Origin of the sequence: Photobacterium iliopiscarium, assembly GCF_003026395.1 — a bacterium.
Taxonomy (GTDB): domain Bacteria; phylum Pseudomonadota; class Gammaproteobacteria; order Enterobacterales; family Vibrionaceae; genus Photobacterium; species Photobacterium iliopiscarium.
The window spans coordinates 306,832-332,025 of sequence record NZ_PYOO01000003.1 but is presented as its reverse complement, the minus strand read 5'-3'; the positions used below and the strand labels follow the sequence as shown (position 1 = coordinate 332,025).

The 25,194-nt window shown below is 34.6% G+C and carries 23 protein-coding genes and 1 pseudogene; 20 read left to right on the top strand and 4 right to left on the bottom strand.

All coding sequences use genetic code 11. From position 1 onward, the window contains the following. Positions 1-9: 9 nt before the first annotated feature. Together C9J51_RS07265 and yjbE are read right to left on the bottom strand one after the other, a co-directional pair. The gene (locus C9J51_RS07265) at positions 10-732 is read right to left on the bottom strand and encodes a YjbF family lipoprotein (protein WP_244907436.1); all 723 of its coding nucleotides are present in this window, start codon (positions 730-732) and stop codon (positions 10-12) included. A 134-nt stretch (positions 733-866) separates the two neighbouring features. Further along, the gene (yjbE, locus tag C9J51_RS07260; protein WP_045039940.1) at positions 867-1,106 is read right to left on the bottom strand and encodes an exopolysaccharide production protein YjbE; all 240 of its coding nucleotides are present in this window, start codon (positions 1,104-1,106) and stop codon (positions 867-869) included. A gap of 570 nt (positions 1,107-1,676) precedes the next feature. Between yjbE and C9J51_RS07255 the strand changes: the two genes are divergently transcribed. From C9J51_RS07255 to wecA, 18 genes and pseudogenes are all read left to right on the top strand, one after another. Next, the gene (locus C9J51_RS07255) at positions 1,677-2,819 is read left to right on the top strand and encodes a polysaccharide export protein (protein ID WP_045039939.1); all 1,143 of its coding nucleotides are present in this window, start codon (positions 1,677-1,679) and stop codon (positions 2,817-2,819) included. Between the two features lie 140 nt (positions 2,820-2,959). Next, positions 2,960-3,400, top strand: coding sequence for an arsenate reductase/protein-tyrosine-phosphatase family protein (locus tag C9J51_RS07250; protein ID WP_045039938.1), 441 nt, complete (start codon positions 2,960-2,962; stop codon positions 3,398-3,400). Between the two features lie 149 nt (positions 3,401-3,549). Beyond that, positions 3,550-5,727, top strand: coding sequence for a polysaccharide biosynthesis tyrosine autokinase (locus tag C9J51_RS07245; RefSeq protein WP_107274937.1), 2,178 nt, complete (start codon positions 3,550-3,552; stop codon positions 5,725-5,727). A gap of 101 nt (positions 5,728-5,828) precedes the next feature. Next, on the top strand, positions 5,829-6,887 hold the full coding sequence (locus C9J51_RS07240) for an O-antigen polymerase (RefSeq protein ID WP_045039936.1): 1,059 nt from the start codon (positions 5,829-5,831) through the stop codon (positions 6,885-6,887). A 31-nt stretch (positions 6,888-6,918) separates the two neighbouring features. After that, the gene (locus tag C9J51_RS07235; protein WP_107274936.1) at positions 6,919-7,470 is read left to right on the top strand and encodes a serine acetyltransferase; all 552 of its coding nucleotides are present in this window, start codon (positions 6,919-6,921) and stop codon (positions 7,468-7,470) included. After that, a complete protein-coding gene (locus C9J51_RS07230; protein ID WP_107274935.1) occupies positions 7,463-8,701 on the top strand; it encodes a lipopolysaccharide biosynthesis protein in 1,239 nt (412 codons plus the stop codon). Before C9J51_RS07235 ends, C9J51_RS07230 begins: the two co-directional genes overlap by 8 nt. Continuing rightward, positions 8,698-9,801 carry a glycosyltransferase gene (locus C9J51_RS07225; RefSeq protein WP_052667982.1) on the top strand — a complete coding sequence of 368 codons (1,104 nt, stop codon included), beginning with the start codon at positions 8,698-8,700 and terminating at the stop codon, positions 9,799-9,801. The genes C9J51_RS07230 and C9J51_RS07225 overlap by 4 nt, the downstream gene beginning before the upstream one ends. Beyond that, complete coding sequence (locus tag C9J51_RS07220; protein ID WP_107274934.1) at positions 9,798-11,009, top strand: capsular polysaccharide export protein, LipB/KpsS family; 1,212 nt, start codon at positions 9,798-9,800, stop codon at positions 11,007-11,009. Before C9J51_RS07225 ends, C9J51_RS07220 begins: the two co-directional genes overlap by 4 nt. Continuing rightward, positions 10,996-12,078 (top strand): glycosyltransferase family protein, encoded by a 1,083-nt coding sequence (locus tag C9J51_RS07215; RefSeq protein ID WP_107274933.1) that lies wholly within the window; start codon positions 10,996-10,998, stop codon positions 12,076-12,078. Before C9J51_RS07220 ends, C9J51_RS07215 begins: the two co-directional genes overlap by 14 nt. After that, a complete protein-coding gene (gene kdsA / locus C9J51_RS07210) occupies positions 12,078-12,875 on the top strand; it encodes a 3-deoxy-8-phosphooctulonate synthase (RefSeq protein ID WP_045039930.1) in 798 nt (265 codons plus the stop codon). Before C9J51_RS07215 ends, kdsA begins: the two co-directional genes overlap by 1 nt. A gap of 2 nt (positions 12,876-12,877) precedes the next feature. Further along, positions 12,878-13,633, top strand: a complete 756-nt coding sequence (gene kdsB, locus C9J51_RS07205; protein WP_107274932.1) for a 3-deoxy-manno-octulosonate cytidylyltransferase — start codon at positions 12,878-12,880, stop codon at positions 13,631-13,633. A 2-nt stretch (positions 13,634-13,635) separates the two neighbouring features. After that, positions 13,636-14,565, top strand: coding sequence for a KpsF/GutQ family sugar-phosphate isomerase (locus C9J51_RS07200; RefSeq protein WP_045039929.1), 930 nt, complete (start codon positions 13,636-13,638; stop codon positions 14,563-14,565). A gap of 3 nt (positions 14,566-14,568) precedes the next feature. Beyond that, the gene (locus tag C9J51_RS07195; RefSeq protein WP_045039928.1) at positions 14,569-15,369 is read left to right on the top strand and encodes a glycosyltransferase; all 801 of its coding nucleotides are present in this window, start codon (positions 14,569-14,571) and stop codon (positions 15,367-15,369) included. 16 nt (positions 15,370-15,385) lie between these two features. After that, complete coding sequence (locus C9J51_RS07190; protein ID WP_107274931.1) at positions 15,386-16,357, top strand: sugar transferase; 972 nt, start codon at positions 15,386-15,388, stop codon at positions 16,355-16,357. Positions 16,358-16,735: 378 nt separating this feature from the next. Then, complete coding sequence (locus C9J51_RS07185; RefSeq protein WP_107274930.1) at positions 16,736-17,704, top strand: sugar transferase; 969 nt, start codon at positions 16,736-16,738, stop codon at positions 17,702-17,704. Positions 17,705-17,841: 137 nt separating this feature from the next. Continuing rightward, positions 17,842-18,048, top strand: a pseudogene (gene deoD, locus C9J51_RS07180) (purine-nucleoside phosphorylase); the annotation flags it as partial. Between the two features lie 462 nt (positions 18,049-18,510). Next, positions 18,511-18,645 (top strand): hypothetical protein, encoded by a 135-nt coding sequence (locus C9J51_RS19685; RefSeq protein WP_258177835.1) that lies wholly within the window; start codon positions 18,511-18,513, stop codon positions 18,643-18,645. A 510-nt stretch (positions 18,646-19,155) separates the two neighbouring features. Then, positions 19,156-20,229 (top strand): UDP-N-acetylglucosamine--undecaprenyl-phosphate N-acetylglucosaminephosphotransferase, encoded by a 1,074-nt coding sequence (gene wecA / locus C9J51_RS07175; RefSeq protein ID WP_045039926.1) that lies wholly within the window; start codon positions 19,156-19,158, stop codon positions 20,227-20,229. Positions 20,230-20,319: 90 nt separating this feature from the next. On the opposite strand, the gene C9J51_RS07170 is transcribed toward wecA, so the two are convergent. Further along, on the bottom strand, positions 20,320-20,982 hold the full coding sequence (locus C9J51_RS07170) for an N-acetylmuramoyl-L-alanine amidase (protein ID WP_045039925.1): 663 nt from the start codon (positions 20,980-20,982) through the stop codon (positions 20,320-20,322). Beyond that, on the bottom strand, positions 20,979-21,857 hold the full coding sequence (locus C9J51_RS07165; protein WP_052667971.1) for an alpha/beta hydrolase: 879 nt from the start codon (positions 21,855-21,857) through the stop codon (positions 20,979-20,981). Before C9J51_RS07165 ends, C9J51_RS07170 begins: the two co-directional genes overlap by 4 nt. A 230-nt stretch (positions 21,858-22,087) precedes the next feature. On the opposite strand from C9J51_RS07165, the gene C9J51_RS07160 reads away from it, so the two are divergent. Further along, positions 22,088-23,461 carry an MBL fold metallo-hydrolase gene (locus tag C9J51_RS07160; RefSeq protein ID WP_045039924.1) on the top strand — a complete coding sequence of 458 codons (1,374 nt, stop codon included), beginning with the start codon at positions 22,088-22,090 and terminating at the stop codon, positions 23,459-23,461. Continuing rightward, positions 23,454-23,744, top strand: coding sequence for a GIY-YIG nuclease family protein (locus tag C9J51_RS07155; protein ID WP_045039923.1), 291 nt, complete (start codon positions 23,454-23,456; stop codon positions 23,742-23,744). Before C9J51_RS07160 ends, C9J51_RS07155 begins: the two co-directional genes overlap by 8 nt. Positions 23,745-25,194 lie beyond the last annotated feature (1,450 nt).

Sequence of the window (25,194 nt, the reverse complement as noted above, 5' to 3'; positions counted from 1 at the left end):
ACACTACCGTTAGTTAAATGGTTTTAGAATTGTCATTTCAACGCTCGGTAAAGAGGGCGCTATATATTGCAGGCTCTTTACAACTTTTCCGGTGTGTTGCTCTACCCAAAAAGTATTGCTGTAATGATTATTTAATTGCTTAACCGACACATTTTCATTAAAGCGCAATACAGGAACGGATTTACCATTAATGGTTAATACTTCTGAGTGATCAAACACAAACACTGAATCTAGCTGATAACCAGCGTGATAACCCGGTTGCCAATCAATGTTGCGTTGCCATGTTTTTGGTGTTGTCGCAAGGTGTAACCCTAATGCTAATGGATCAGGGCTATTACTGTGAGTCGCTAATAAATTACCGCCGATTAAATTAACGGTTTTTATAATTCGTCCACTTTGCGTAACCAGCATACCGTTATCATTAGCCAGCCATTTTAATTGCGGGGTGATGGTGGCTGGGTGATGGCGAGTAAAGGTTTCACCAATGGCAGATTCTGCCAATGCTAATACCATAAATAATTGAGATTGGTTGTTTATACGAACATAAGTACTAGCATAAGGAAGTTTGGCAATATCATAAGCCGATTTATGAATATCAGCCGTGCCTTGTACGGCAAGACGTACCGTATCGTTAAGATTGGTGATCTTTTGGCTACAGCCTGAAAGCACTAAAGCGGTCGCAGATAATAGCAACAGCCTTGAAATTGAAGGGTAAGTCATATTTTTAAACATGGTGTTACTTCCGATATGCCATCCTAATCGAGCTATAGATTGCAATAATCGAATAGCTTACAAAAAAGAATAACCGTGGCAAGCACGGTTATTCTTCTATTCATCTACATTTTTATCAGGTTCAACGTTATCAATTACTTTGCTGAACTAACAGTCGTAGACGTTGTTGTTGAGTTAGTGTTGTCTGAATCTGATGCTGCAACAGCAATTGCTGCAACTGCTGCTGCGCCACCAACAACGACTGCTGTTGTTGTGCCTGCTGCTGTTGTTGACGCTGTTGTTACGCCTGCTGCATCACCCGTTGGTGCTGTATCAGCAAATGCAGTTGAAGACATAGCCATTGCTGCTAGAAGAACTAATGCATTCTTTTTCATGATGTAAATCCTTATTGATAAAAATAATATAATAGAGCGTCAATAAAATGACGTTTCTTTAAGGCGTTATTATTGTGCTTAGTGAGTAATTATACGGAACAATAGCATGAAACCGTGTGACATTTTTTTGCTGTGTGTGCACTTGTGTGTATAAAGTGTGACATTGGTCTAGATTATCATATTTAAAGTAATATTCTGACTGTGAATGCATTGAAAAGTGTATTATTTTATGTTTGCCTTTATTTTACAAATAGTTACATGTTAGTTGTGAGTGTGATTTAGATATAAAATGGACTTATTTTTATATTTCCTTTTATATCTAAATTAAGTAGAATCGCAGCGCTACATAAGTCGTGCAAATGCCATGTATAATATTTATTTAGATCATTTTTGAGTAAGTATGCTGCGAGTTAAAATGGGTTATTAACGTATAGTCGATATATATCTGTTTTATTATCAACACCAAAAATTATCGTTTTTAAAGCAAATGAGGAGCTGTAACCTTAGGGCGGTAGCATACCTTTTTGTTTTTAAATTACCTTTCATCAATGCTGAAATGAACTTACTCTAATGAAATTATCAAAGAAATTACTTGTCACTGCAGTTACTTCTGTAATGTTAGCTGGTTGTAGTATGCCAGGATCACATCTAAGTCTTGATGGTAAACACGTTACTGAAGTTAACCCGCAGCAACCGACACTTGATCAACAAGTCAATGTATTTCCATTAACCGTTAATAACATCAGCCAATTTAAAGTGGCGAAAGTTGCTGCCCAAGTTAACGTACAACTTGAACAAGAGTTAGCGGATTATGAATACCATATTGGTGCGGGGGATATTTTAAATATTACGATTTGGGATCATCCTGAATTAACCATCCCTGCGGGTTCTTACCGTAGTGCAGAAGAAGCCGGTAACTGGGTTCATGCTGATGGTACTATTTTTTATCCTTATATCGGCAAAGTGCAAGTTGCAGGTAAAACTGTTTCGCAAGTGCGTAGTAATATCGCCCAACGTTTAGCTGAATATGTTGAAAAGCCGCAAGTTGATGTCAACGTGGCAGCATTTCGAGCACAAAAAGCCTATGTTACGGGCGAAGTAAAGAATCCAGCCCAACAGCCGATTAGTAATGTGCCATTAACGTTATTGGATGCAATTAACAAATCAGGTGGTTTAGCGACTGATGCTGATTGGCGTAATGTAACGTTAACCCGTAATGGTAAAGATCAAACTTTATCGTTATATGCCTTAATGCAACGTGGTGATTTAACGCAAAACCGTTTATTACGTAATGGCGACATTGTTCATGTGCCACGTAATGATGCACAAAAAGTATTTGTGTTAGGTGAAGTTAAAGAGCCTAAATTACTTAAAATTGATCGCGCAGGCATGAGCTTAACCGAAGCCTTAAGTGGTGTCGGCGGCATTAATGAATTACAAGCAGATGCAACTGGGGTATTTGTTATTCGTACTAACCCTGCAGATTTAAACAAAACACCGCATGTGCCTGCTATTAACCTTTACCAATTAAACATTAAAGATGCGACCGCATTAGTGATTGGTACTGAGTTTGAATTACAGCCTTATGATGTAGTGTATGTAACCGCTGCACCGATAGCGCGTTGGAACCGTGTGATTCAACAGTTAGTGCCAACCATCACCAGCTTTAATAATTTATCTGAAGGTATGAACTACTACATGAATTTGAAGTAGTTAATAAGAGGCGAGTTTAAGAGGGTGCGAGTAACGAGCAAAAGTTGATATAAGTATTAAAACTATATTGCTTTAACACTCGAAACTCGCACTTTTGATACTCATCATCTCAAATCCTATTTACTCGAAACCTATTTATTATGTTCAATAAAATTCTTGTTGTTTGCGTGGGTAATATCTGTCGCTCACCTTCTGGTGAGCGTATTCTGCAAGCAAAATTACCCAATAAACACATCGCTTCGGCGGGTGTTGGCACTGCCAAAAGTGGTTTAGCGGGTAAACCTGCCGATAAAATGGCGGCTGAAGTGGCGCTTACTCATGGTTATTCACTTGACGGTCACCAAGCACAACAACTGACCCGTGAATTATGCCGTGACTATGATCTAGTTTTGGTAATGGAAAAAGGCCATATCGACGCTGTTACCAGTATTGCCCCAGAAGTTCGTGGAAAAACGATGTTATTTGGACAATGGATTGGCCAGCAAGATATTCCCGATCCATATCGTCAGAGTAAAGAAGCGTTTGATCATGCTTATGATTTAATTGATCAAGCTGCAACAGCGTGGGCGAAGAAATTGTAACTTTCTAACTCCGTCATTCCCTACAGTGAATGCCCGCGAGGGCTATAGGGAATGTACTCACCACGCGTTGTAAACCATATTTAACTTTTAGGATGATGCTTTGTCTCTTCCTCATCCCTTAAAAAATTTAACATCGGAATTTTTATTTAATGAGCATAACTCAAAACACCCAACCTAATGCTTCACCAGGAACTGATGACGTTGATATTGGTAAATTGTTTGGTATTTTAATAGATAATCGTTGGCTAATTATTATTACCACCTTTATCTTCGTTATTGTTGGTATCAGTTATGCGTTGTTAGCGACACCCATTTATAAAGCTGATGCACTTATTCAAATAGAAGCAAAAAGTTCTGGCATGCCAGCCCTTGGTGGTGACATGGCAGAGATGTTTGGTGGCGGCGAATCAAGTGCAACTACAGAAACTGAAATCATCAAATCACGGATGGTATTAGGGGAAACGGTTGATAAATTAAACCTTACTACTGTGGTTAGCCCTGAATATTTCCCAGTTGTCGGTAAAGGTTGGGCGCGCTTAATGGGCGAACAACACTTTATTCATGTTTCTCGTTTTACGGCTGCTAATGGTCGTGAACAAAGTGATTATCAAATTGTCGTCACGAATGCTGACCAAGGCCAATATCAACTTAATGATAGTGATGGTCGTAAAGTATTAATTGGCAATGTGGGCGAGTTAGCACAAGCGAATGGCTACCAACTGTTTATTACCGATTTACAAGCGGTGAATGGTGCTGAGTTTGCATTAGCAAAAATTAGTCGTTTAGATGCAATTCAAGAATTACAGAAAAATTTAGCCGTTACAGAGCAAGGTAAACAAACGGGTATTTTGCAATTATCAATGACCGGTGAAAACCGCACAGATATTAAAGCAATTGTTGATGACATCAGTAAAAACTACTTTCTACAAAATGTAGAGCGTAACTCAGCAGAAGCTGAAAATAGCTTAGCGTTTTTAAAGCAACATTTACCTGAAATTAAAACCCAGCTAACGGCAGCGGAAGATACCTTAAACCGTTACCGTCAACAGAATGAATCGGTCGATTTAAGTTTAGAAGCAAAATCAGCCCTTGAAACTATGGTGGCGCTTGAATCTCAATTAAATCAATTAACCTTTAAAGAAACTGATATCTCACAACGTTTTACTAAAGAACACCCTGCGTATATTTCATTAATGGATAAACGCAAAACATTATTAAAAGAGCAAAAACGGTTAAATAAACGTATTGAAACGCTACCTAAAACTCAACGTGCTGTTTTACGCTTAACCCGTGATGTGGAAGTGAACCAACAGATTTATGTACAACTACTCAATAAAGTGCAAGAGCTTAATATTGTTAAAGCCAGCACGGTTGGTAACGTCCGAATATTAGATACGGCTCAAGTTTACAGCCAAGCAGTTAAGCCAAAGAAAGCATTGATTGTAGTGTTGGCAACGTTATTAGGTGGCATGTTAAGTGTCGCGATTGCATTTTTACGCGCAGCACTGCATCGTGGTGTTGAAAGCCCAGACGAAATTGAAGCATTAGGCTTACCTGTTTATGCCTCAATTCCATTATCAGATTGGCAAGCAGACTTAGAAAAGAAATTCAAATCAAAACAACAGTTAACTATTAACCAAACATTATTAGCGGTTGCAAACCCTGCTGACTTATCAATTGAAGCATTGCGTAGCTTACGTACTAGCCTACACTTTGCGATGATGGAAGCGCGTAATAATATTGTGATGATTTCAGGTCCGAGTCCTAGTATTGGTAAGTCATTTATTACCGCGAACATGGCAGCGGTAATGGCGAAAGGCGGTCAGCGTGTATTGGTGATTGATGCCGATATGCGTAAAGGTCGCATGGAACGCCAAATGTGTGTTGATAGCAAACCGGGTTTAGCAGATTACTTAAGCGGTCAACAAACTATTGAGCAAGTGATTAAATCACCCGGTGTTGAACATCTTGATTTTATCGCCCGTGGCGCTGTGCCACCTAACCCCTCTGAGTTATTAATGCACCCGCGTTTAAAAACGTTATTAGATTGGGCGTCTGAAAATTACGACTTAGTGTTAGTGGATACACCACCAATTCTAGCGGTAACCGACCCAGCAATTGTGGGTGCCCATGCGGGAACAACTATGATTGTAGCGCGCTTTGGCTTAAACCCAGTTAAAGAAATTGAAGTGACTAAAAACCGTTTTGAACAAAATGGCATTGAAGTCAAAGGCTGTATTCTTAATGCTGTGGTTCGCAAAGCAAGCTCCACTTATGGCGGTAACTACGGTTATTACAACTACAGTTACGCGAGTGATAATAAGTAACTCCCCGTCATTCCCTACAGCGAATGCCTGCGAGGGCGATAGGGAATCTACTATCAGCGTGTTGTTGAGTTTATATCATCCTTTATTGATAGGTGTTTGAAGTGCAAATATCTAATGTAAAAGTAGTAACTCTAATGTTTATGGTATCTACTGTACTTATTATTCTGAAAAAATATCTAAGTATTATATCCGCTAATGATATGATTCAAATTGTTTTCTTTGCTAATTTTCTCGTATTATTATTTGGCGTAGTTATAAGCAAATATAAAATATCAATGTTATTGTTAGCTCTATTATTTGGTATAACATATATTTTTTCAAGAAATGCAGAGTTTTTAATTATAGTGTTATATCTTTTATTATCAAAAACAATAAAAGTTGAAAAGTATTGTTTTTATTATTTTTTAATAAATATAATCTTTTTTTCTATTGTTCTCATTTGTAATAAGTTTGGGTTTATACATTCTTCTGATATTTACTATAGATTAGTTGATGGGATGAAGGAAAATAGAAATGATTATGGGTTCGGTAACCCTAATTCAGTTTTTGTTTTTATGATTCCTATTTTTACATATTACATTTATCGAAGATTCGATTGTTGGAATATTTTAGATACTATTTTTTATATTTCATTAAATACATTAGTTTATAGTTTAACACTATCGAGAACAGGACTGTTAGTAAATATCATTGCTTTGATTTTTATATATTTGATAAAAACAAAATTACGATATTCAGTTAAATTAGGTATAAGGTGTTTAATCTTTTTTACTATTATAGCATCTGTTTTAATAGCCTATTATGGGCATGATGATGTTGTTTTGAATTATCTTTTAAGTAATAGACCAATGTACTTTTGGGAGTATTTATCTGAAAACTTCAGCTATACCTCTATATTAGGACAACCTGTTGAAAATGATTTTAATAGTTTACCTTTAGACAATAGCTATATACCATTATTGATCTATAAAGGTATTATACCTGTAACTTTTGTTGTTCTATTTTATTTTTACGGATTAAAAAAAGTAACTAAGGATAGCATATATATAATATCATTATATATATTGATTTATTCTATTTTTGAGAATGTATTGTTAAATATTGAGTTTAATTTGTCATTATTCTTGATTTATAGTGAGATTGTAAAATCAAAAAAATAATATAATTATATTAAATTACAGGTTTGTGTTAATGGAATTTTACGAGTTTATTAAAAGTGATTACAATCGTTACTCTGGAGGAAAAAAATTAACCATTCGAGGGTTGATTTTCTACTATTTATTTAATCGTTCTTTTAAATTTTTAGTCTGGTTTAGACTGGCAAAGAGTAAGTCAATTTTTAGGAGATTGGCAAAATTACAATATATAAGATTCTCTAGGAAATATATAATCCATATACCGTTATCTGTTGAGATAGGTTATGGTTTCTATATAGGACATGGTACAAGTGTTATTATAAATAAAAATGTTAAGATAGGAAATAACGTTAATGTTTCGCAGTTTACATCTATAGGTTCTAATGATGATAAAGGTGCAATTATTGACGATAATGTTTATATTGGACCTGGTGTAATGATTGTTGATGATGTATTTATTGGGCATGATTCGATTATTGGAGCGGGTTCTGTAGTAACTAAAGATGTCGAGCCAAATAGCATATATGCAGGCGTACCAGCTAAAAAAATAAATATAAATCCAACACCAAATAAATATATAAAAGATAAATGGAATATTAATGAGTAATTCATTTATAAAGATAAGAAAAGCTATTGGTGTATTGTTATTCGGTGGTCTATTTGTTTCAGTTTTCAATTTTTTAACATCATCATATATAACAAAATATTATGGAGTGAATTTTTTTGGTAACTATGTATTTATAGTATCATTTTTTGTATTTATTTCTGCTATATTCAATGCTCAAACGTGGCAGCCCTTAGTTAAAGATTTGAAAAATGAAACCAAAAGTGAGAAATCAACCTTTATAACCTATTATATATTAGAGGCTTTATTTTCTTTATTTGGTGTCGCTGTAGCTTTAACAATACAATCGTATTTTTTTGAGATATTTAATTTTAAAGATAATGATATACCTTTATATCTTTATATTGTTATTGTAGTTATGCAAAACAATACATTTTATGGGTATTTTCGATATAAAGATAAGCATCATTTAATTAACTTTTTTCAAATAATTCAAGTTTTAGCATTATTGATACTTACTATTTTTATTTTTATTTTTTATAAAAATAACCTTGACTATTTATTGATAGCGTTTGTTTTTTCATACTTATTATCCTATATTCTTTGTCTTATATATATAATACCTCGGCTAGTTGGTTGTGTTAGTTTGGACAATAAATTTTTCTATCAAGCTATAAAAAATTGTTTTCCATTCTATATCACAACATTAACAGATAGCCCAATAAGAGATTTTACTATTTTTATAATAAATAAAGTTAGTGGAGTTGAACTTGTTGGGTTTTATCGTTTATTAACTCAATTCGGTGGTGTTTTTAGTAAGCTTTCATTACCTATATATCAAGCAAGTTTCAGTGAATTTGTTGATTTAATAAATAAAAATATACTAGATGAGTTGTTTTCAATAATAAAAAAAATAATGTGTTATTCTATTGTTGTCTTATTATTGTTAAGTATGTTTCTTTATTTTAGTTATGAACTTTGGGTTGGTTATTTCTTTTCTAGGTCATATGTTGAATATAAAGAATATTTTTTATTATATTTAATAATACAAATTATTATTGGTACTTTTATGGTTATAAATAGTACTTTTTTAGCAAAGGCTAATGGTCGAGATATGTTTGTTATGACATTAATTATTAATGTCATTTTTATAATCGCTATTTATATTTTATCTTTAAAATTTGCTTTTGTTGGTGTTTTGATATCAATATTAATTCAGGTTTTATTAAATGCGATCCTAAAAACATTATATATTAAAAGTAAATTACTATGAAAATTCTTATGATACGTACCTCTTTACATGGTGGAGGGGCTGAAAGGGTTGTTAGTGAAATATCTAATTATATTTGTAAAAATGGTAAATCTGTCGATATATATATATATGATAATGTTATTGATTACGAGATTGATCCTGATGTAAATATCGTATTATCATCCATGCCTGAATTTTTACGAAAATTATATACATATAGTCTTAAATTTCTTGGTAACTTCGCATATTTTATTTTTTCACCATGTTTTATATATTATTTAAATAAAGATCTTAATTTAAAGAAATATGATAAAATTTTTATACATAGTCTTTCATCTATATTACAGTTCATGTATTTAAATTGTAATCAGACTTATAATGTATTTCATTCTTATAAGTCTGATTTATTATTAAAGGGAAGAGGAAAATTATCAAATTTAAAAAATAGGTTAGTTATCAATCTTTCATCCAGATGGAAGAAAAATGTGGCAGTATCATACGGTATAGCGGCAGACTTGAAAGATAATTTCAAAATTAAAGAGTGTAACGTTATATATAATCCTTTTGATACAGGAAATATAATTTTAAAGTCAAATTCAAATGAGTTAGATTTGACGACTTATGGGAAATATATCATTAGTGTTGGTCGTTTGGATAAAATAAAAAACCAGAAAGAATTGATTTCAGCATTTAGTAAGGTTGATCAAAAATATGATTCATTGCTACTTCTTGGTAGTGGAGATCTTAAAGAAGAATTACAGTTATTTGCTAAAAGTTTAAATATCGAAGATAAAGTTCATTTTATAGGATTTGTAGATAACCCATATGAATATATACGAAAGGGTAATTTATTAGTGTTATCTTCTATTCTTGAGGGTTTTGGTAATGTTATTGTTGAATCATTAATTATAGGTACTCCTGTTATTTCATCTAATTGCAATTGTGGACCAAGAGAGATTCTTACTGGCAAATTATCATCATACTTATATGAAACAAATAATGAATTAGATTTAGTTAAAAAGTTGAGGAAATTTGATTATGAAACTTACCCATTCGACAATTTTAATATTAATAAATTTCATATAGAAAAAACAGTTAATAGTTATTTGGAACTAAAATGAAGAAAGTATATTTTTTTATATATAGCCCGTTTAGAATTAAATTATACGAATCTATAGCAACTAAATATAAAGAAAAAGGAAATGATATTTATTTTGTTGTACAGGATTTGTATTCATACTTTTTGATTAAACGTAGCTGGAATAATGTTATATTATTTAGGATGAAACTTGATTCTAAATATACACATAGCGAAATAAATATTTCACAGTCTATAGATATACTTTCTGAACATGTTTCTTTTGATGTTGCAAATAAATTATCATTATCTTTTCAGAAATTACTTAATCAATTGAAATTAAATGAAAATTGCTTGGTGTTCGCAGGAAATGGATACCATATTCAGGATTGTATTCTAAAGTATTATCAAGAGGTAAGTGGATTTAAAATTATTTTTTCTGAATTATCAAATATTGATGGGAAAACTTTTTTTGATCATAAAGGATCTAATGCTAGTTCTTATCTATATTCTTTTGCTGAAAAATATAATAATACTGAAGTGTTATCAGCAGAAAAAATAAATAAATTAAATGTTTGGAAAAAAGAATATACTAAAAATAAAACATGTAATCATAATGTTCGCCAGGCAAAAAATAAAAATATTAGAGATAAGATAATATGGCGTTCTTTTAATCTTTTAGATTATATTCTTAATATACCTTCTTTCTCTGTTTTAAAGTATAAGAGTAATTTTCCTAACAGAAAATCTACAGCAATAAAAGATTACGGATCTTATCTAGGAAATAAGGGATATTACTTTTTACCATTGCAAGTTACAGATGATTCGCAAATAAAAATTAATAGTGATTATAATAATAAAGATGCTATCAAATATTATTTAGAACAATCTAAGAATAATGGTTTTGATTTGGTTATCAAAATACATCCAGCAGAAAAAGATCAGCAGTTTATCAAATATATTGAAGAGTTAGTTGAAAATAAAATGGTTTTTATTTCATCTGAAAATACATTTAAATTAATGACGAATGCGAATAAGGTGTGTGTGATAAATTCTACTGCTGGTTTGGAAGCTATACTGCTTGATAAAGATGTGGAATTTTTAGGACGATCTTTTTATAGTTATTTAAAAAATGATTCATTATTATATTATTATATTTTTGAGTATTTGATTAATATAGATTTCTTTAGTGGCTTATATTCTGATGATGTTTTTTTAGAGCAGATAGGTGAACGATTTGGAGATAAATAAAAAAGCACTATTAATATCAGGTGTTAGTTGGGATGCTACATGGCAACGTCATCAAGAAACAGCCAAAATTCTTTCAGAGTCAGGTTATAACGTTGATTTTTTAGAATCGTGTAAAACATCAAAATTAACTTTCAGTAATATATTTAGAGTACTTAAAGATAAATATAATAAATACTTAGATAAAACATCAAGTTTTAATGAAAAGTTAACTGGCGTAAGGGTAATAAAGTCTAAACAAGTTCCTCCTTTTGTTTTTTCTAAAATAATAAATAAATTATTAATGCATAAATATCATAAAGATATATATAATAATAAATATGACATTATTATTATATACGTTCCAGTTGATATTGCCTTATTTTTAAAGAAAGATAATTATAAATATTATGTATTTGATGCAATAAGAGCTTTTTCAGTTTGGGGAGGGTATTCTCAAGCGTTATATCATAATGAAAAAGCAATTTATGATAAAAGTGATCGTTTATTATGTGATTCATTTTTTATAAAAGATGTATATTTAAAAGATTATACAGTTGAGCATTTAATAACCCCAATATCTACAATATCAGTAGATAAGTTTAAAAACGTAAAAAAAATAAGAACTATTACTTATTTCGGCAGTGTTTCAAATCACGTTGATATAGAACTTCTTAATAAGTTGTCAAATAAATATAAAGTGTTGATTTGGGGGAGCGTTGATAAAAATATAAATATTTCTAGTAATATACAATATATGGGGTATGAAAAAGATCAGAATAAATTAATTAATAGTATTATAGAACATTCTGATGCAATAATAATTCCGTATATAGGTAATATGGATGGTGTATTTCCAGCTAAACTTATCATTAGTTTATATTCTAGATTACCTGTGTTTTCATCTACTTTTTATGATTCTCTTAAAATGAATGACTCAATATATGTTTATATTGATCATAGTGAATTATATTGTATGCTTGAAAACTTTAATGATGAAAAATTTAAATTGAAGATTAAATCATCATCTTTATTTCTTGACCATATTTCATATGATGAATATAAGTATAAATTATTAAAAGGTATTAATTAATGTTTTTAATTGCAGGTCCATGTGTAATAGAGTCTGAAGGTTTAGTATTAGATACTTTTGGTCGACTTCAGGAAATTACAAATAAATTAGGAATTGAATATATTGCCAAATCCTCTTTTACAAAGGCAAATCGTTCGTCTGCAAGTGCATTTACGGGCCCTGGTATAAATGAAGGTCTGAAAATTTTACAAAAAGCCAAAGATCAATTAGGTGTTCGTATTATAACTGATGTTCATGATGACACTCCATTAGATGAAGTTGCATCTGTAGTTGATGTTTTACAAACTCCCGCTTTCCTTGTTCGACAAACTGGGTTTATTCAGCGTGTTGCTTCTATGGGATTACCTGTAAATATTAAGAAAGGTCAATGGATGCACCCTTCTGACATGGCACCAGTTGTTGAGAAATGTCGAGCTGTTGGTAATAATGATATTTGGCTTTGTGATCGTGGTACAAGTTTTGGTTTTGGCACTTTGATTAATTACATGCCAGGTTTAACCATCATGAAGGAAACGGGTTGTAAGGTTGTAATGGATGCAACCCATAGTGTGCAGATGCCAGGTGCATTAAATGGCTCAACAGGCGGAAATCGTATTCATGTTCCTGCCATTGCACGTGCTGCAGTCGCTGTTGGTATTGATGGTTTATTTATGGAAACGCATCCTAATCCTGATCAAGCTTTATGTGATGGTCCAAATATGTTGCCACTGCATCATATGGAAGAATTACTAGAAACATTACTTGAGATCGATGAAGTGGTTCATCGTCGTGCTTTTATTGAATCTAAATTGGCCTAATAATGTCACTCTATCAAAATATCAAAGTAATTATACCTGCACGATTTAACTCATCTCGCTTACAAGGAAAACCATTATTACTCATTAATGGCTTTCCTATCTTTTGGCATGTCTTTCAACGTTGTATCGAGGCTGGTTTTTCTTCTGAAAATATAATACTAGCGACTGATCATAAAAAAATATTTGAATTAGCAGAAGAATTAGATATTCCCGTCATGATGACATCAGATAAACATGAAAGTGGAACAGATCGCATTAATGAAGTTGTCACTAAGCTAAATTTAAATGACGATAGTTTGGTGATTAATGTTCAAGGTGATGAGCCATTAATTCCACCTCAATTAATTAAACAACTTGCTCTGTTTGCACTTGAAAATAAAAAATTTGCGCTTACTACGGCTGTCACACCTATATTTGAACATAAAGATTTTATCAATCCAAATGTAGTTAAAGCCATTCTTGGTGATGAGGGGAGAGCTATTTACTTTACGCGTTCACCATCACCTTTGAATAGAGATGATTCTGATAGTCTAGATCTTGCGTATCGTCATATAGGGATTTATACGTATAGGGTATCTGATTTAAAATTATTTTGTTCATACTCCGAGTCGTCGTTAGAGAAGTATGAAAAGCTTGAACAGTTGCGCGCGTTATCAAATGGAATGGCAATTGGTGCTTGTGTATATAATAAAGAGTTACCTCATGGAATTGATACACAAGCAGATTATGATGCTTTAAAACTAATCATGGAAATATAACAATGAATGTTATTGAGATTGCAAAGCAAGTTATTCAAACTGAAATTCAAGGATTAGATTATATGTCTAGTCGTATTGGAGCAGAATTTGAGCGAGCTATTGATGTAATTCTTTCAACTCATGGCCGTACAATAATTTGTGGTATGGGTAAGTCGGGAATTATTGGTAAAAAAATAGCAGCATCATTTGCGAGTACCGGAACACCAAGTTTTTTTATGCATCCAGGTGAAGCATTCCATGGTGATCTTGGTATGGTAAAACCTGAAGATGTATTTATAGCTATATCAAATTCAGGTGAAACTGATGAGGTATTAAAGTTATTACCTTTTTTGCGTGATAATGGGAATTACATTATAGCAATTACAGGAAAGAGTGATTCTACTTTAGCTAAATATGCACATTGTAATCTTGATATTGCAGTGCCGAAAGAGGCATGTCCTTTACAGTTAGCCCCAACGACATCGACAACTGCAACTTTAGTTTTAGGTGATGCTTTGACTGTCGCCTTAATGGATAAACGTGATTTTCAACCTGAAAGTTTTGCGCGTTTTCATCCTGGAGGGAATCTTGGTCGTCGTTTATTAAGCAAAGTTCGAGATGAGATGATTACTGTATCATTACCTATTGTTGATATTAATGACAGTCTAGTGAATGTTATAAATACAATTTCAAGTGGTAAGTTAGGTTTATCTCTAGTAAGTGAAAATAATGTAATTAATGGTGTAATTACAGATGGGGACTTACGTAGGGCTATTGAGACCAATATGCGAAACTCATTCGATTTACAAGCAAAAGATATCGCTTCTTTTTCTCCAATAACAATAGATGAATCAGTATCATTAGTAACTTCTGATGAGTTAATGGATCGTTTATCTGTTACATCATTATTAGTAACAAAAAATAATAATGTGATCGGTATAATAAAGAAGTAATTTATGTATAGTATATTAATGTCACTGTATAAAAACGAAAAAGAAAATTATTTTGAACAATGTATGTCTTCAATATACAAGCAATCTATACAATCTAAAAATATAGTTATTGTTCATGATGGACCGTTAACACAAGAGCTTTATAGCGTACTCGATAAATGGAAATTATTGTTACCTATAACTGAAGTTATTTTACAAGAAAATGTAGGTTTGGGTGAAGCGCTTAATGCTGGATTAGCACATTGTAAATATGATTTAGTTGCTCGTGTTGATACTGATGACATTAATATTACAACAAGGTTTGAACAACAATATCAATATATGATTGAACATGATGATGTTGCTTTATGTGGTAGTCATATTGATGAATTTGACACAGATCCTTTGGTAATAACAAGTCAGCGTAAAGTACCTTTAGATAAAGATTTAAGTAACTCAATTTTTAAGCGTAATCCTATTAATCATATGACAGTAATGTTTCGTAAAAGCGCAGTGTTAGATGCCGGAGGCTACCAACATTTACGCTTTATGGAAGATTATTTCTTATGGGTAAGAATGTTTATTAAAGGATATAAGTTAGTTAATCTTGATACTGTACTTGTCAAAGCAAGAACAGGTAATGGTATGTTAGAGCGACGTAAGGGTATTGATTATTATCGTTCAGAGCTGACTTTTATGAATAAAGTTTTAAAAATGGATGTGAAAAATAAACCTAAAATTATGGCAACTTTCTTAATCCGATCGCATATTAGATTATTACCACAATCAGCATTAAAAAAAATATATCAATTAGTAAGACACTAAAAATCAGGGACAAATCATGTCTGATATAACCTCTTCTACTCAAAATTCTGAAATTATCACAGTAACTTCAGAAACTCAGACTGCCGTAACAACAACTGCTGTTATTTATGTTTATTGTCCTAACGATCAAATAAGCACAATTACAGCGGTGCTAAGCAAAAATAATATCAATTATGCGTTAAATGATTATAGTTTGGTCGATTTTAAAAATAAGGTTATTTGCCATTATCGTTCTGCTGAATTTAATGAACAAGAAAATGCCTTTTTAATTAAAGCGACTGAATCTGGTGCGTGGATTGAACCATTAGTGTCTTATTTAGATCGTCGTTTAGGCTTTACTGAAACTGAATTGCTTCATCCTCATTACTTTTTACATCAAAAATCTTTTTCAATATTGTCTAACAAAAAAAATCGAGTAGTTAAGCGCGTACTTGATATTTTTTGCGTCATATTATTGGCCAAAATTGCGATTCCATTAGGGTTAATTACTGCAGTATTAATTAAACTTGAATCACCAGGACCAGTATTTTTCCGCCAAAAACGGGTAGGGCAATATAATCAAGAGTTTGAAGTGATTAAGTTTCGATCTATGCGTAATGATGCTGAAAAAAATGGTGCTCAATGGGCATCTAAAAATGATGCACGAGTGACCCGTGTCGGTAAGTTTATTCGTAAAACCCGTATTGATGAGCTGCCACAATTGATTAATATTTTAAAAGGTGAGATGTCACTAGTTGGTCCTCGCCCAGAACGAGAAGTGTTTATTAAGGATTTAGAAACTCAAATTCCTTATTATCGTTTCCGTCATGCGATTAAGCCGGGTGTAACTGGGCTTGCTCAAGTTAAATATGCTTATGGAGCATCAGTTGAAGATGCTATCTGGAAGCACAAGTATGATATTCATTATATTAAACACCAAAGCTTGCGTATGGATTTAAAAATTATTCTACGTACCGTAAAAACTGTGTTGTTTGGTATGGGGCAATAAGATTTAGTTTTTTTAGGGATGAGGAAAAGCAGGGTTGAAGATGACGAGCTTCGAAATATTAAATTTTGAGCCTTGAAATAATAAACCCTGTATATAATTTGTCCCTTGTCCCTTGTCCCTTGTCCCTTGTCCCTTGTCCCTTGTCCCTTGTCCCTTGTCCTCTGCTTCTTTCTTTCAAAACCTCTTTTTTGACCCAAATTAAATTCAATATTCTTTATGTGGCTGTTCACCTTCATAAAAACTATCTTTATACGCATAATCATCTGGCGCATAAATACTTGTGTGCATACAATTGCCTAAGTTGTTTATTTTGATGTAATGTCAATTTTTTCTGTATAAGAAACAGTATAAAGACGTTAACCCTAACTGGATTATGTAATGAATATGACCACGGTCACCCCTCAGGATGAGGCAATCAAGCCTGTTTTATCTGATCAAACAATAGCGAAAACATCGGCATTGGTTTATGTCTATTGTCCGCTTGATCAAGTTGACACTATTTCAACGGTATTAGATCGTAATAATATTAATTTTGTTTTAAATGATTATTCGATCACTGATTTTAAGCGTAAATTAATTTGTCATTATCGTTCGGCTGAATTTGATAATGATGAAAATGTTTTTTTAGTGGCGGCTACAGAATCTGGCGCGTGGGTTGAACCGATTGTATCTTACCTTGATCGTCGTTTAGGTTTTATTGAAACGGAATTATTACACCCTCATTATTTTTTACACCAGAAATCATTTTCATTATTGTCTAGTGGGCCTCGCCGTGCAATAAAACGCGGACTCGATTTGTTTTGTGTTGCATTGTTAGCCTTTATTGCCATTCCTGTTGGGTTGATTACAGCGATTTTTATTAAATTAGAATCCCCAGGACCGGTGTTTTTTAAGCAACGTCGTACTGGGCAATATAATAAAGAATTTGAAGTAATTAAGTTTCGTTCAATGCGTAATGATGCTGAAAAGAATGGGGCACAATGGGCATCTAAAAATGATGCACGTGTTACACGAGTAGGAAAATTTATTCGTAAAACCCGTATTGATGAATTACCACAGTTAATCAATATTGTAAAAGATGAGATGTCGTTAATTGGCCCTCGTCCTGAACGTGAAGTTTTTATTGAAGAACTTGAAAAAACAATTCCATATTATCGTTTTCGACATGCCGTTAAACCCGGTGTCACAGGGTTAGCACAAGTGAAGTATGCTTATGGTGCTTCAGTTGAAGATGCCGTGTGGAAACATAAGTACGATATTTATTATATTAAACATCAAAGTTTGATGTTAGATATAAAAGTGCTGTTACTAACAGTGAAGACTGTTCTATTTGGAATGGGACAGTAATAAACTAAATAACAGTAATTAAACAACGAGTTGTGATCTGGCTGAAAAGTTAGGTGGCAGCTCGTTTTTTTTTGCTTTGAATTTGAAGGGGGAGGAAATAATAGATAGCGATTTTCTATTAGTTGTGCGGGTATTCCCTCAATGGTCATGAATTGATTCATGATTTTGGGGGTAAGCGTATTATTTGTATTGGTAGTATTGGCGCTACTCAAAAAGATGTTCATATGCGCGATATTATTTTAGCGCAAGCGGCGGGTACTGATTCTCCAACCAATGCTAAACGTAGTAGTGGTTATCAAATGGCAACCTCAGCCCGTTTGGGTCTGTTGCATAATGGTTATCTTATTTAATTTATGGCTACGGTTTTGTGTGTGCCGCGCATTTATAATGCTTTTATTTCTATGAATAATACTGCATTGATTCAGTTTGAGCTATTGAGAAAAATAGAACAGAAAAAGGGAGGACGTTCGAGTAAAGAAGAGCAGGGGCGAAGATGACGTGTTTTTAGTGGTCAGATTTCGACTATTGGCCTGGCCTTTGATCCTCAAAACCTCCCTTCTTTAATTTCTTCCTTTAAATATTAAACCTCCCATTTTTGACTCATTAGATAAGCAATAAAATGCTTAGTATAAAAATTAATTATGGCTATTGGTGTGTAGTGCCGTCATATTTTTGACAGTTATGTTTTTTATCACAAATATTCCTTAAATGTATTATTTAGGTGGATCATGAGTAATGTTGTGCATATACTTGCAAACAGAACAGGTCGTTGTTCAGAATATTTATATATTTAAGGGTGAAGTAATATGCAACTGTTGAAGCAATTTATGACGTGGTTAAGCAAACTTGATGAGTATGATAAGCAAGCAAAGCAAATGCGTCGTGAAGATCGTTTAGGTGAGTATGACTATAGTTCTGAGCTTGTAAAAGCAAAAAAATAGTTATTATATTAGCCTGTTTTTTTATATGTGATCATACAAAAAAACGACAGTTACAGCTTAATATATAATATTGAAGAAACCACAATACATTTCTTAATTGAATGATTGTGGTTTTTTTATGCCTATTATTTAATGCTATTTAAATAGTGACATATCATATTTATATGTAGTTTTATTTGGTATTTTCTGTGGTGATGATTCTTGTTTTTTGAGTGCATTTTATTACTTTTATTTAATTTGGCTCTTGTTGTTGTTTTATTTGTTCAAGTCTTTGTTTTACTCTTTATTTTTCTAGTATTTGTTTTTGCTTTATTATTTATTATGTTTAATTTATCTTAAACATTCTGGCTTTATTTGTTTTGGTTATTTATTCCTTTAGCTATTAATTGCTCTGTAATATGGTGCCTGTAGTTTCTGTTATTAAGTTAATCTCAAAGTTATCATTTAAAAGAATGTCTTTGTTTGAATTGATAACGAATTTTACTTTAAATTACAGGTAAATATTTAATTATGGAATATTCATATATATATGTTTTTGTTCTGTCATTTGTAAGCTTATTCATTATGCGTAAGGTTGCTAAGAAGGTAGGTTTAGTTGATAAACCGAATGTACGAAAACATCATCAAGGCGTTATACCTTTAGTGGGGGGGATCTCGGTCTTCATTGCTTTTGCTATTGCCACGTTATTATTTTTACCTGTTAATTTAACCCTTTTGCTTTATCTCGGCTGTGGTTTAATTTTATTAGTTGTTGGGGTTATTGATGATTACTTCGATATTAGTTTTAAAATACGACTGATAGTACAAGCCGGGATCGCGCTAGCCATTATTAGTATTGGCGGCCATTCATTAGATAATTTAGGTTATTTAATGGGCAGTGAAACGCTACAGTTGTCTCCTTTTATTGGCGGTATTGTAACGGTGATGGCGTTTATCGGTGCGATTAATGCTTTCAATATGGTCGATGGTATTGATGGGCTATTGGGGGGATTAGCATCCGTTACATTCTCTGCAATGGGGTATGTATTTTATCTCAATGGTAATACTGAATTAGCTCTTTTCTGTGGTTTATTAGTCGCCGCGATGGTGCCGTATATTATGCTTAACCTTGGCCTACCTTTTGGGCGTCGATTTAAAGTCTTTATGGGTGATGCTGGCAGTGTTTTTATTGGTTTTACCGTTGTATGGCTATTAGTTCGTGGTACTCAAGAAGTCGATATTGTTGCATTTAAACCGGTAACGGCATTGTGGCTTATTGCGATTCCATTAATGGACATGGCTACGATTATGATCCGTCGAATACGTAAAGGACAATCACCGTTTAAGCCTGATCGTGAACATTTACATCATATTTGTCAGCGTATGGGATTATCATCGCGATTAACACTGTTTGTGATTTGTTTACTGGCTATCAACTGTGCGGCGATTGGTATTTGGAGTGAAATGGTCGGTATTAATGAATCAACCATGTTTATTGCCTTTTTAGTGATGTTTGGCTGTTATTTTTTGGTGATCAATTATATTTGGCGCATTACTGCTGTTGTTAAACGTTTATTTGGTATACCAACCATACACGAAGCATAAGTTGCTCCCTGAAGAGTAAAGTAACAAGTATCAAGAAAAAACAGAGACAATTTTGATTCTGTTTTTTTATTGATACTTTGTGGGGTTAACTCAATCTTTGTTATAGATACGCGCTTTGTTGCCCCTTGATAATTTACCCCTTGCGACCTCCCTTACCCACGCTAAAATTCCTTGAACATGATAATCAATGATCTTTTGACGTCCCTTTGGTGACATTAAAATTAAACAACATTCAACTTCATTATCCATAAAGAAATTTTCAGTTAATACTGCTGCCATGCGGGTTTTTCTTAACATATAAAAGCCGCGCTCTTTATCACTGTCGCCATCACTGTAATCACTTCGTAACGGTTTATTCGGGAAGACTTGTGTAAAAGCGTGAGCAATATGATCGGCAATGGTGTCGCTAGTGGTTTGGCCGCGACTGGTATAAACCTCAAACCCTTTGCCACCGCCAGCATTGGCATGGACTGAAATTAATAAACATTGGTGATTAGGGTATTGGGAGGCTAAATGGTTGGCACGATTAACGCGGGTGCGAAGGCTGATATCTTCCAATTCTGGCACAATAATTTTATTTTCAATGTCGTGTAAGGTCAGCGCTTGGCTTATGCCTTGGGTGATGGCGCGATTAAATTCCCCTTCAAATAATTGTTTACCGTTCGACCATAATGGTGAGCGTTTGCCTGCGGTTTGGTAAACACCATTAATAATGCCGCCATGACCGGGATCTAATAAGATGAAAGGTTTCATAATGTCACCTTTGGTATTCCATATTTCGCGATAACATGACTCCATAAATAGCCATAAGACTTATGTGAATTGCCCGGATAATCATTGGTGATATAACAATCTTGAGGTTTTATTTGATGACGATTAGCAAGGTAATCATCACTTAAATCATGATCGATGCATACGATGTCGGTTTTATCACTGACATTGATCCATTGTTCGGTGACACAATCTGGTGTTGCTAATTTTTTAACGCTCGGTTGTTGGGTTATTTGGGGTAAAAAGCCTTTGACACTGGTAAGCCCAAGCGGCGATCCAAACGTAAACCAAGTACTGATTTGTGGGGGTGTGGTTTGACGACTCAGTTGGTGCAATACGTTGTAAGCGATCACGGTTCCCATCGAGTGGCTAAGTAATATGATTGGTCGATGTTGATATTGATTGAGAAGCTTTATTAATGGCTGCTCGACAGCGTGTTGGTAGTTTTTATCATGAAAGTAATGATGAATATCAGGTAACAGTGACTTTAAAAATGGTTTTGAAATAAAAGAAAATACACTGAATTTATCTTCCATCCATTCTGCAATTTTAGCGCTCCACAGTGAGGTGTTAGTGGTTGTTAATTGCAGCTGATTATCATGGTTACTATGCTGTGTTGGTAACGGTTTAATGGTGTAAATATGCGGAATCGCGGTGGTTGTGGAGGCTGATAGTACTAACGGCTGTTGATAAAAGTGATCAGCATAATAGGCCATTTTAAAATCAATCTGAGGATGTAACTGTGATTGATTATAACGTTGTAAGCCATGTTGAAGGGCTCGCTGCCAATGTGCACTTAAGGTTGTGGTCGGCAGTTTATTCCCTCTGCCATGAATGGCAATAATGATCGGATACATAATCGGTAAGCCCTCTTAATTTTCTATTAGAGAGCTATTAAATTTTATATGAGTTTGGTTGTATATTTTTAGGTGCTATTTTGTGATCCACTAAGAACTCTTAAATGATTATTACATTACATTAACATTGTAACGGCGAATGCTTCCTAGTTCTATCTGTTAACATTTCTAACAACATCAGTGTGCTGTCATTATAGAACTCTATTTATTATCGGCAGGAGAATAGAGCAGTGAAGATTGTTCATCATGGTGCGAAAACGGGAGTAACGGGATCATGTCATGAGCTTATTGTGGGGGATAATAGTCTATTAGTTGATTGTGGTTTATTCCAAGGAAAAGAAGCGCGTGAGACGCTAGATATTGAATTTGATATTAAGAATATTGCGGCGTTATTGCTGACTCATAGCCATATTGATCATATTGGGCGCTTGCCGTGGTTACTTGCGGCTGGATTTTCAGGTCCTATTTATGCGACTGAAGCAACCGCTGCATTAGTACCGTTAATGTTGGAAGATGGATTGAAAATTCAGTTAGGGCTGAGTAATAAACAATGTGAAGCAGCATTAGCATTAATTCATCAGCGTATTCGTCCTGTGCCTTATGATTGTTGGGCGCAAATAGTGTTACCGACAGGCGAGCTGGTTAAAATCCGTTTTCGTCCGGCAGGGCATATTCTTGGTTCTGCTTATATTGAAATTAAATTACCAACCAATGAAATTGTTGTTTTTAGTGGTGATCTTGGGCCTAAAAATACACCCTTGTTAACTGATCCTATTGCGCCGACAGTGGCACATACGTTAATTATTGAAAGCACGTATGGTGATAAACCTCACCACCAGCTTGAACATCGACAACGAGTATTAAAACAAATTATTGAGCGTTCATTACAAGATGGCGGGGCGATTATTATTCCTGCCTTTAGTGTTGGTCGTACCCAAGAATTATTATTTGATCTCGAAAATATTATTGCAGAAGTGGATGTTGATCCTAATGAAGATCAAACCATTAAACGGGTTTGGCAACGTTTACCTGTAATACTGGATTCACCCTTGGCACAAAAGGTGACTGAAGAGTATCGTTATTTTCATGAGTTATGGGCGAAAGAAGCGAAACAGCGGCGCTATATGGGACGTCATCCATTAGCTTTTGAGCAATGCATTACTATTGATAGCCATGCTGATCATATCAAATTGGTTAATCGACTCCAGCACTCAGGTGAGCCTGCGATTATTGTTGCCGCGAGTGGCATGTGCTCTGGTGGGCGAGTGGTGAATTACTTAAAAGCCTTATTAACGGATAAACGTACTGATGTGATTTTTGCAGGTTATCAAGCCCAAGGCACTACTGGACGTGCATTAGTTGATGGTGAAAAGGTCGTGAGAATTGACGATAAAGTGATTGATGTAGCGGCACAAATTCACCAATTGTCAGGCTATTCGGCCCATGCTGCGCAAGAGGATTTAGTGAGTTTTGTGGCTGATATTGAGCAAGGTCCACAAGTGATTAAAGTCGTGCATGGCGATTTGGAAGCGCAGACGGCATTAGCTAACGCGTTACGAAAGGTTAAACCTGAAGCGACGGTGATTATAGCCGCGAGTGAGTAGAGAGCCTGCGGTTTATATTTTAACTTCAGAGTTGAAAACAGTACTTTATATAGGGGTAACTAGCCAATTAGTTGCCCGTATTTGGCTGCATAAAAATGATGTAGTGGTTGGTTTTTCGCAAAAGTATCAAGTACACCACTTAGTGCATTATGAAGTATTTGACACCATGCACGCTGCGATTGCGCGAGAAAAGCAACTAAAGAAGTGGCGTCGTTCATGGAAGGAGCAATTAATTACGGAGAATAATCCACAGTGGTTAGATTTGTACGATAGCTTATTGTGATAACCAAGCCTGTTATTTTTTACTGTGAATGTACGAACCCAACCCCCGTCATTCCCTACAGTGAGGTTACGAACGAGATAGGGAATCTACCATCCGCGTATTGTAGAGTTTATGTTCTTCGTGGGATTTTAGCGTGTATTCACTGGTGTCTATATGGCTCAATAACGCGGTAAATAGATCGCGGATAGCTTCGTCCCTCAGCTTCCGAGATGACGAATAATAGGCAGCGGTATTTGAAATAATGAATGCCAAGCCTCACCCCGTCATTCCCTACAGTGAGGTTACGAACGAGATAGGGAATCTGCCATCCGCGCGTTGTAGAGTTTATGTTCTTCGTGGGATTTTAGCGTGTATTCACTGGTGTCTTTCATGCTCAATCACGTGGTGAATAGATCGCGGATAGCTTCGTCCCTCAGCTTCCGAGATGACGAATAATAGGCTACGGTATTTGAAATAATGAATGCCAAGCCTCACCCCGTCATTCCCTACAGTGAGGTTACGAACGAGATAGGGAATCTACCATCCGCGCGTCGTAGCGTTTATGTTCTTCGTGGGATTTTAGCGTGTATTCACTGGCGTCTGTATAGCTCAATCACGCGGTGAATAGATCGCGGATAGCTTCGTCCCTCAGCTTCCGAGATGACGAATAATGGGCTATGGTATTTGAAATAATGAATGCCAAGCCTCACCCCGTCATTCCCTACAGTGAGGTTACGAACGAGATAGGGAATCTACCATCCGCGCGTCGTAGAGTAACTGTATTCACTGGTTTTTATATGGCTCAATAACGCGGTAAATAGATCGCGGATAGCTTCGTCCCTCAGCTTCCGAGATGACGAATAATAGGCTACGGTATTTGAAATAATGAATGCCAATCCTCACCCCGTCATTCCCTACAGTGAAGTACGAACGAGATAGGGAATCTGCCATCCGCGCGTTGTAGAGTAACTGTATTCACTGGTTTCTTTAATGCCAATCCTCACCCCGTCATTCCCTACAGTGAGGTTACGAACGAGATAGGGAATCTACCATCCGCGCGTCGTAGCGTTTATGTTCTTCGTGGGATTTTAGCGTGTATTCACTGGCGTCTATATGGCTCAATCACGCGGTAAATAGATCGCGGATAGCTTCGTCCCTCAGCTTCCGAGATGTAAATAATAGGCTACGGTATTTGAAATAATGAATGCCAAACCTTACCCCGTCATTCCCTACAGTGAGGTTACGAACGAGATAGGGAATCTACCATCCGCGTGTTGTAGAGTAACTGTATTCACTGGCGTCTATATGGCTCAATAACGCGGTAAATAGATCGCGGATAGCTTCGTCCCTCAGCTTCCGATATGTAAATAATAGGCTACGGTATTTGAAATAATGAATGCCAATCCTCACCCCGTCATTCCCTACAGTGAGGTTACGAACGAGATAGGGAATCTGCCATCCGCGCGTTGTA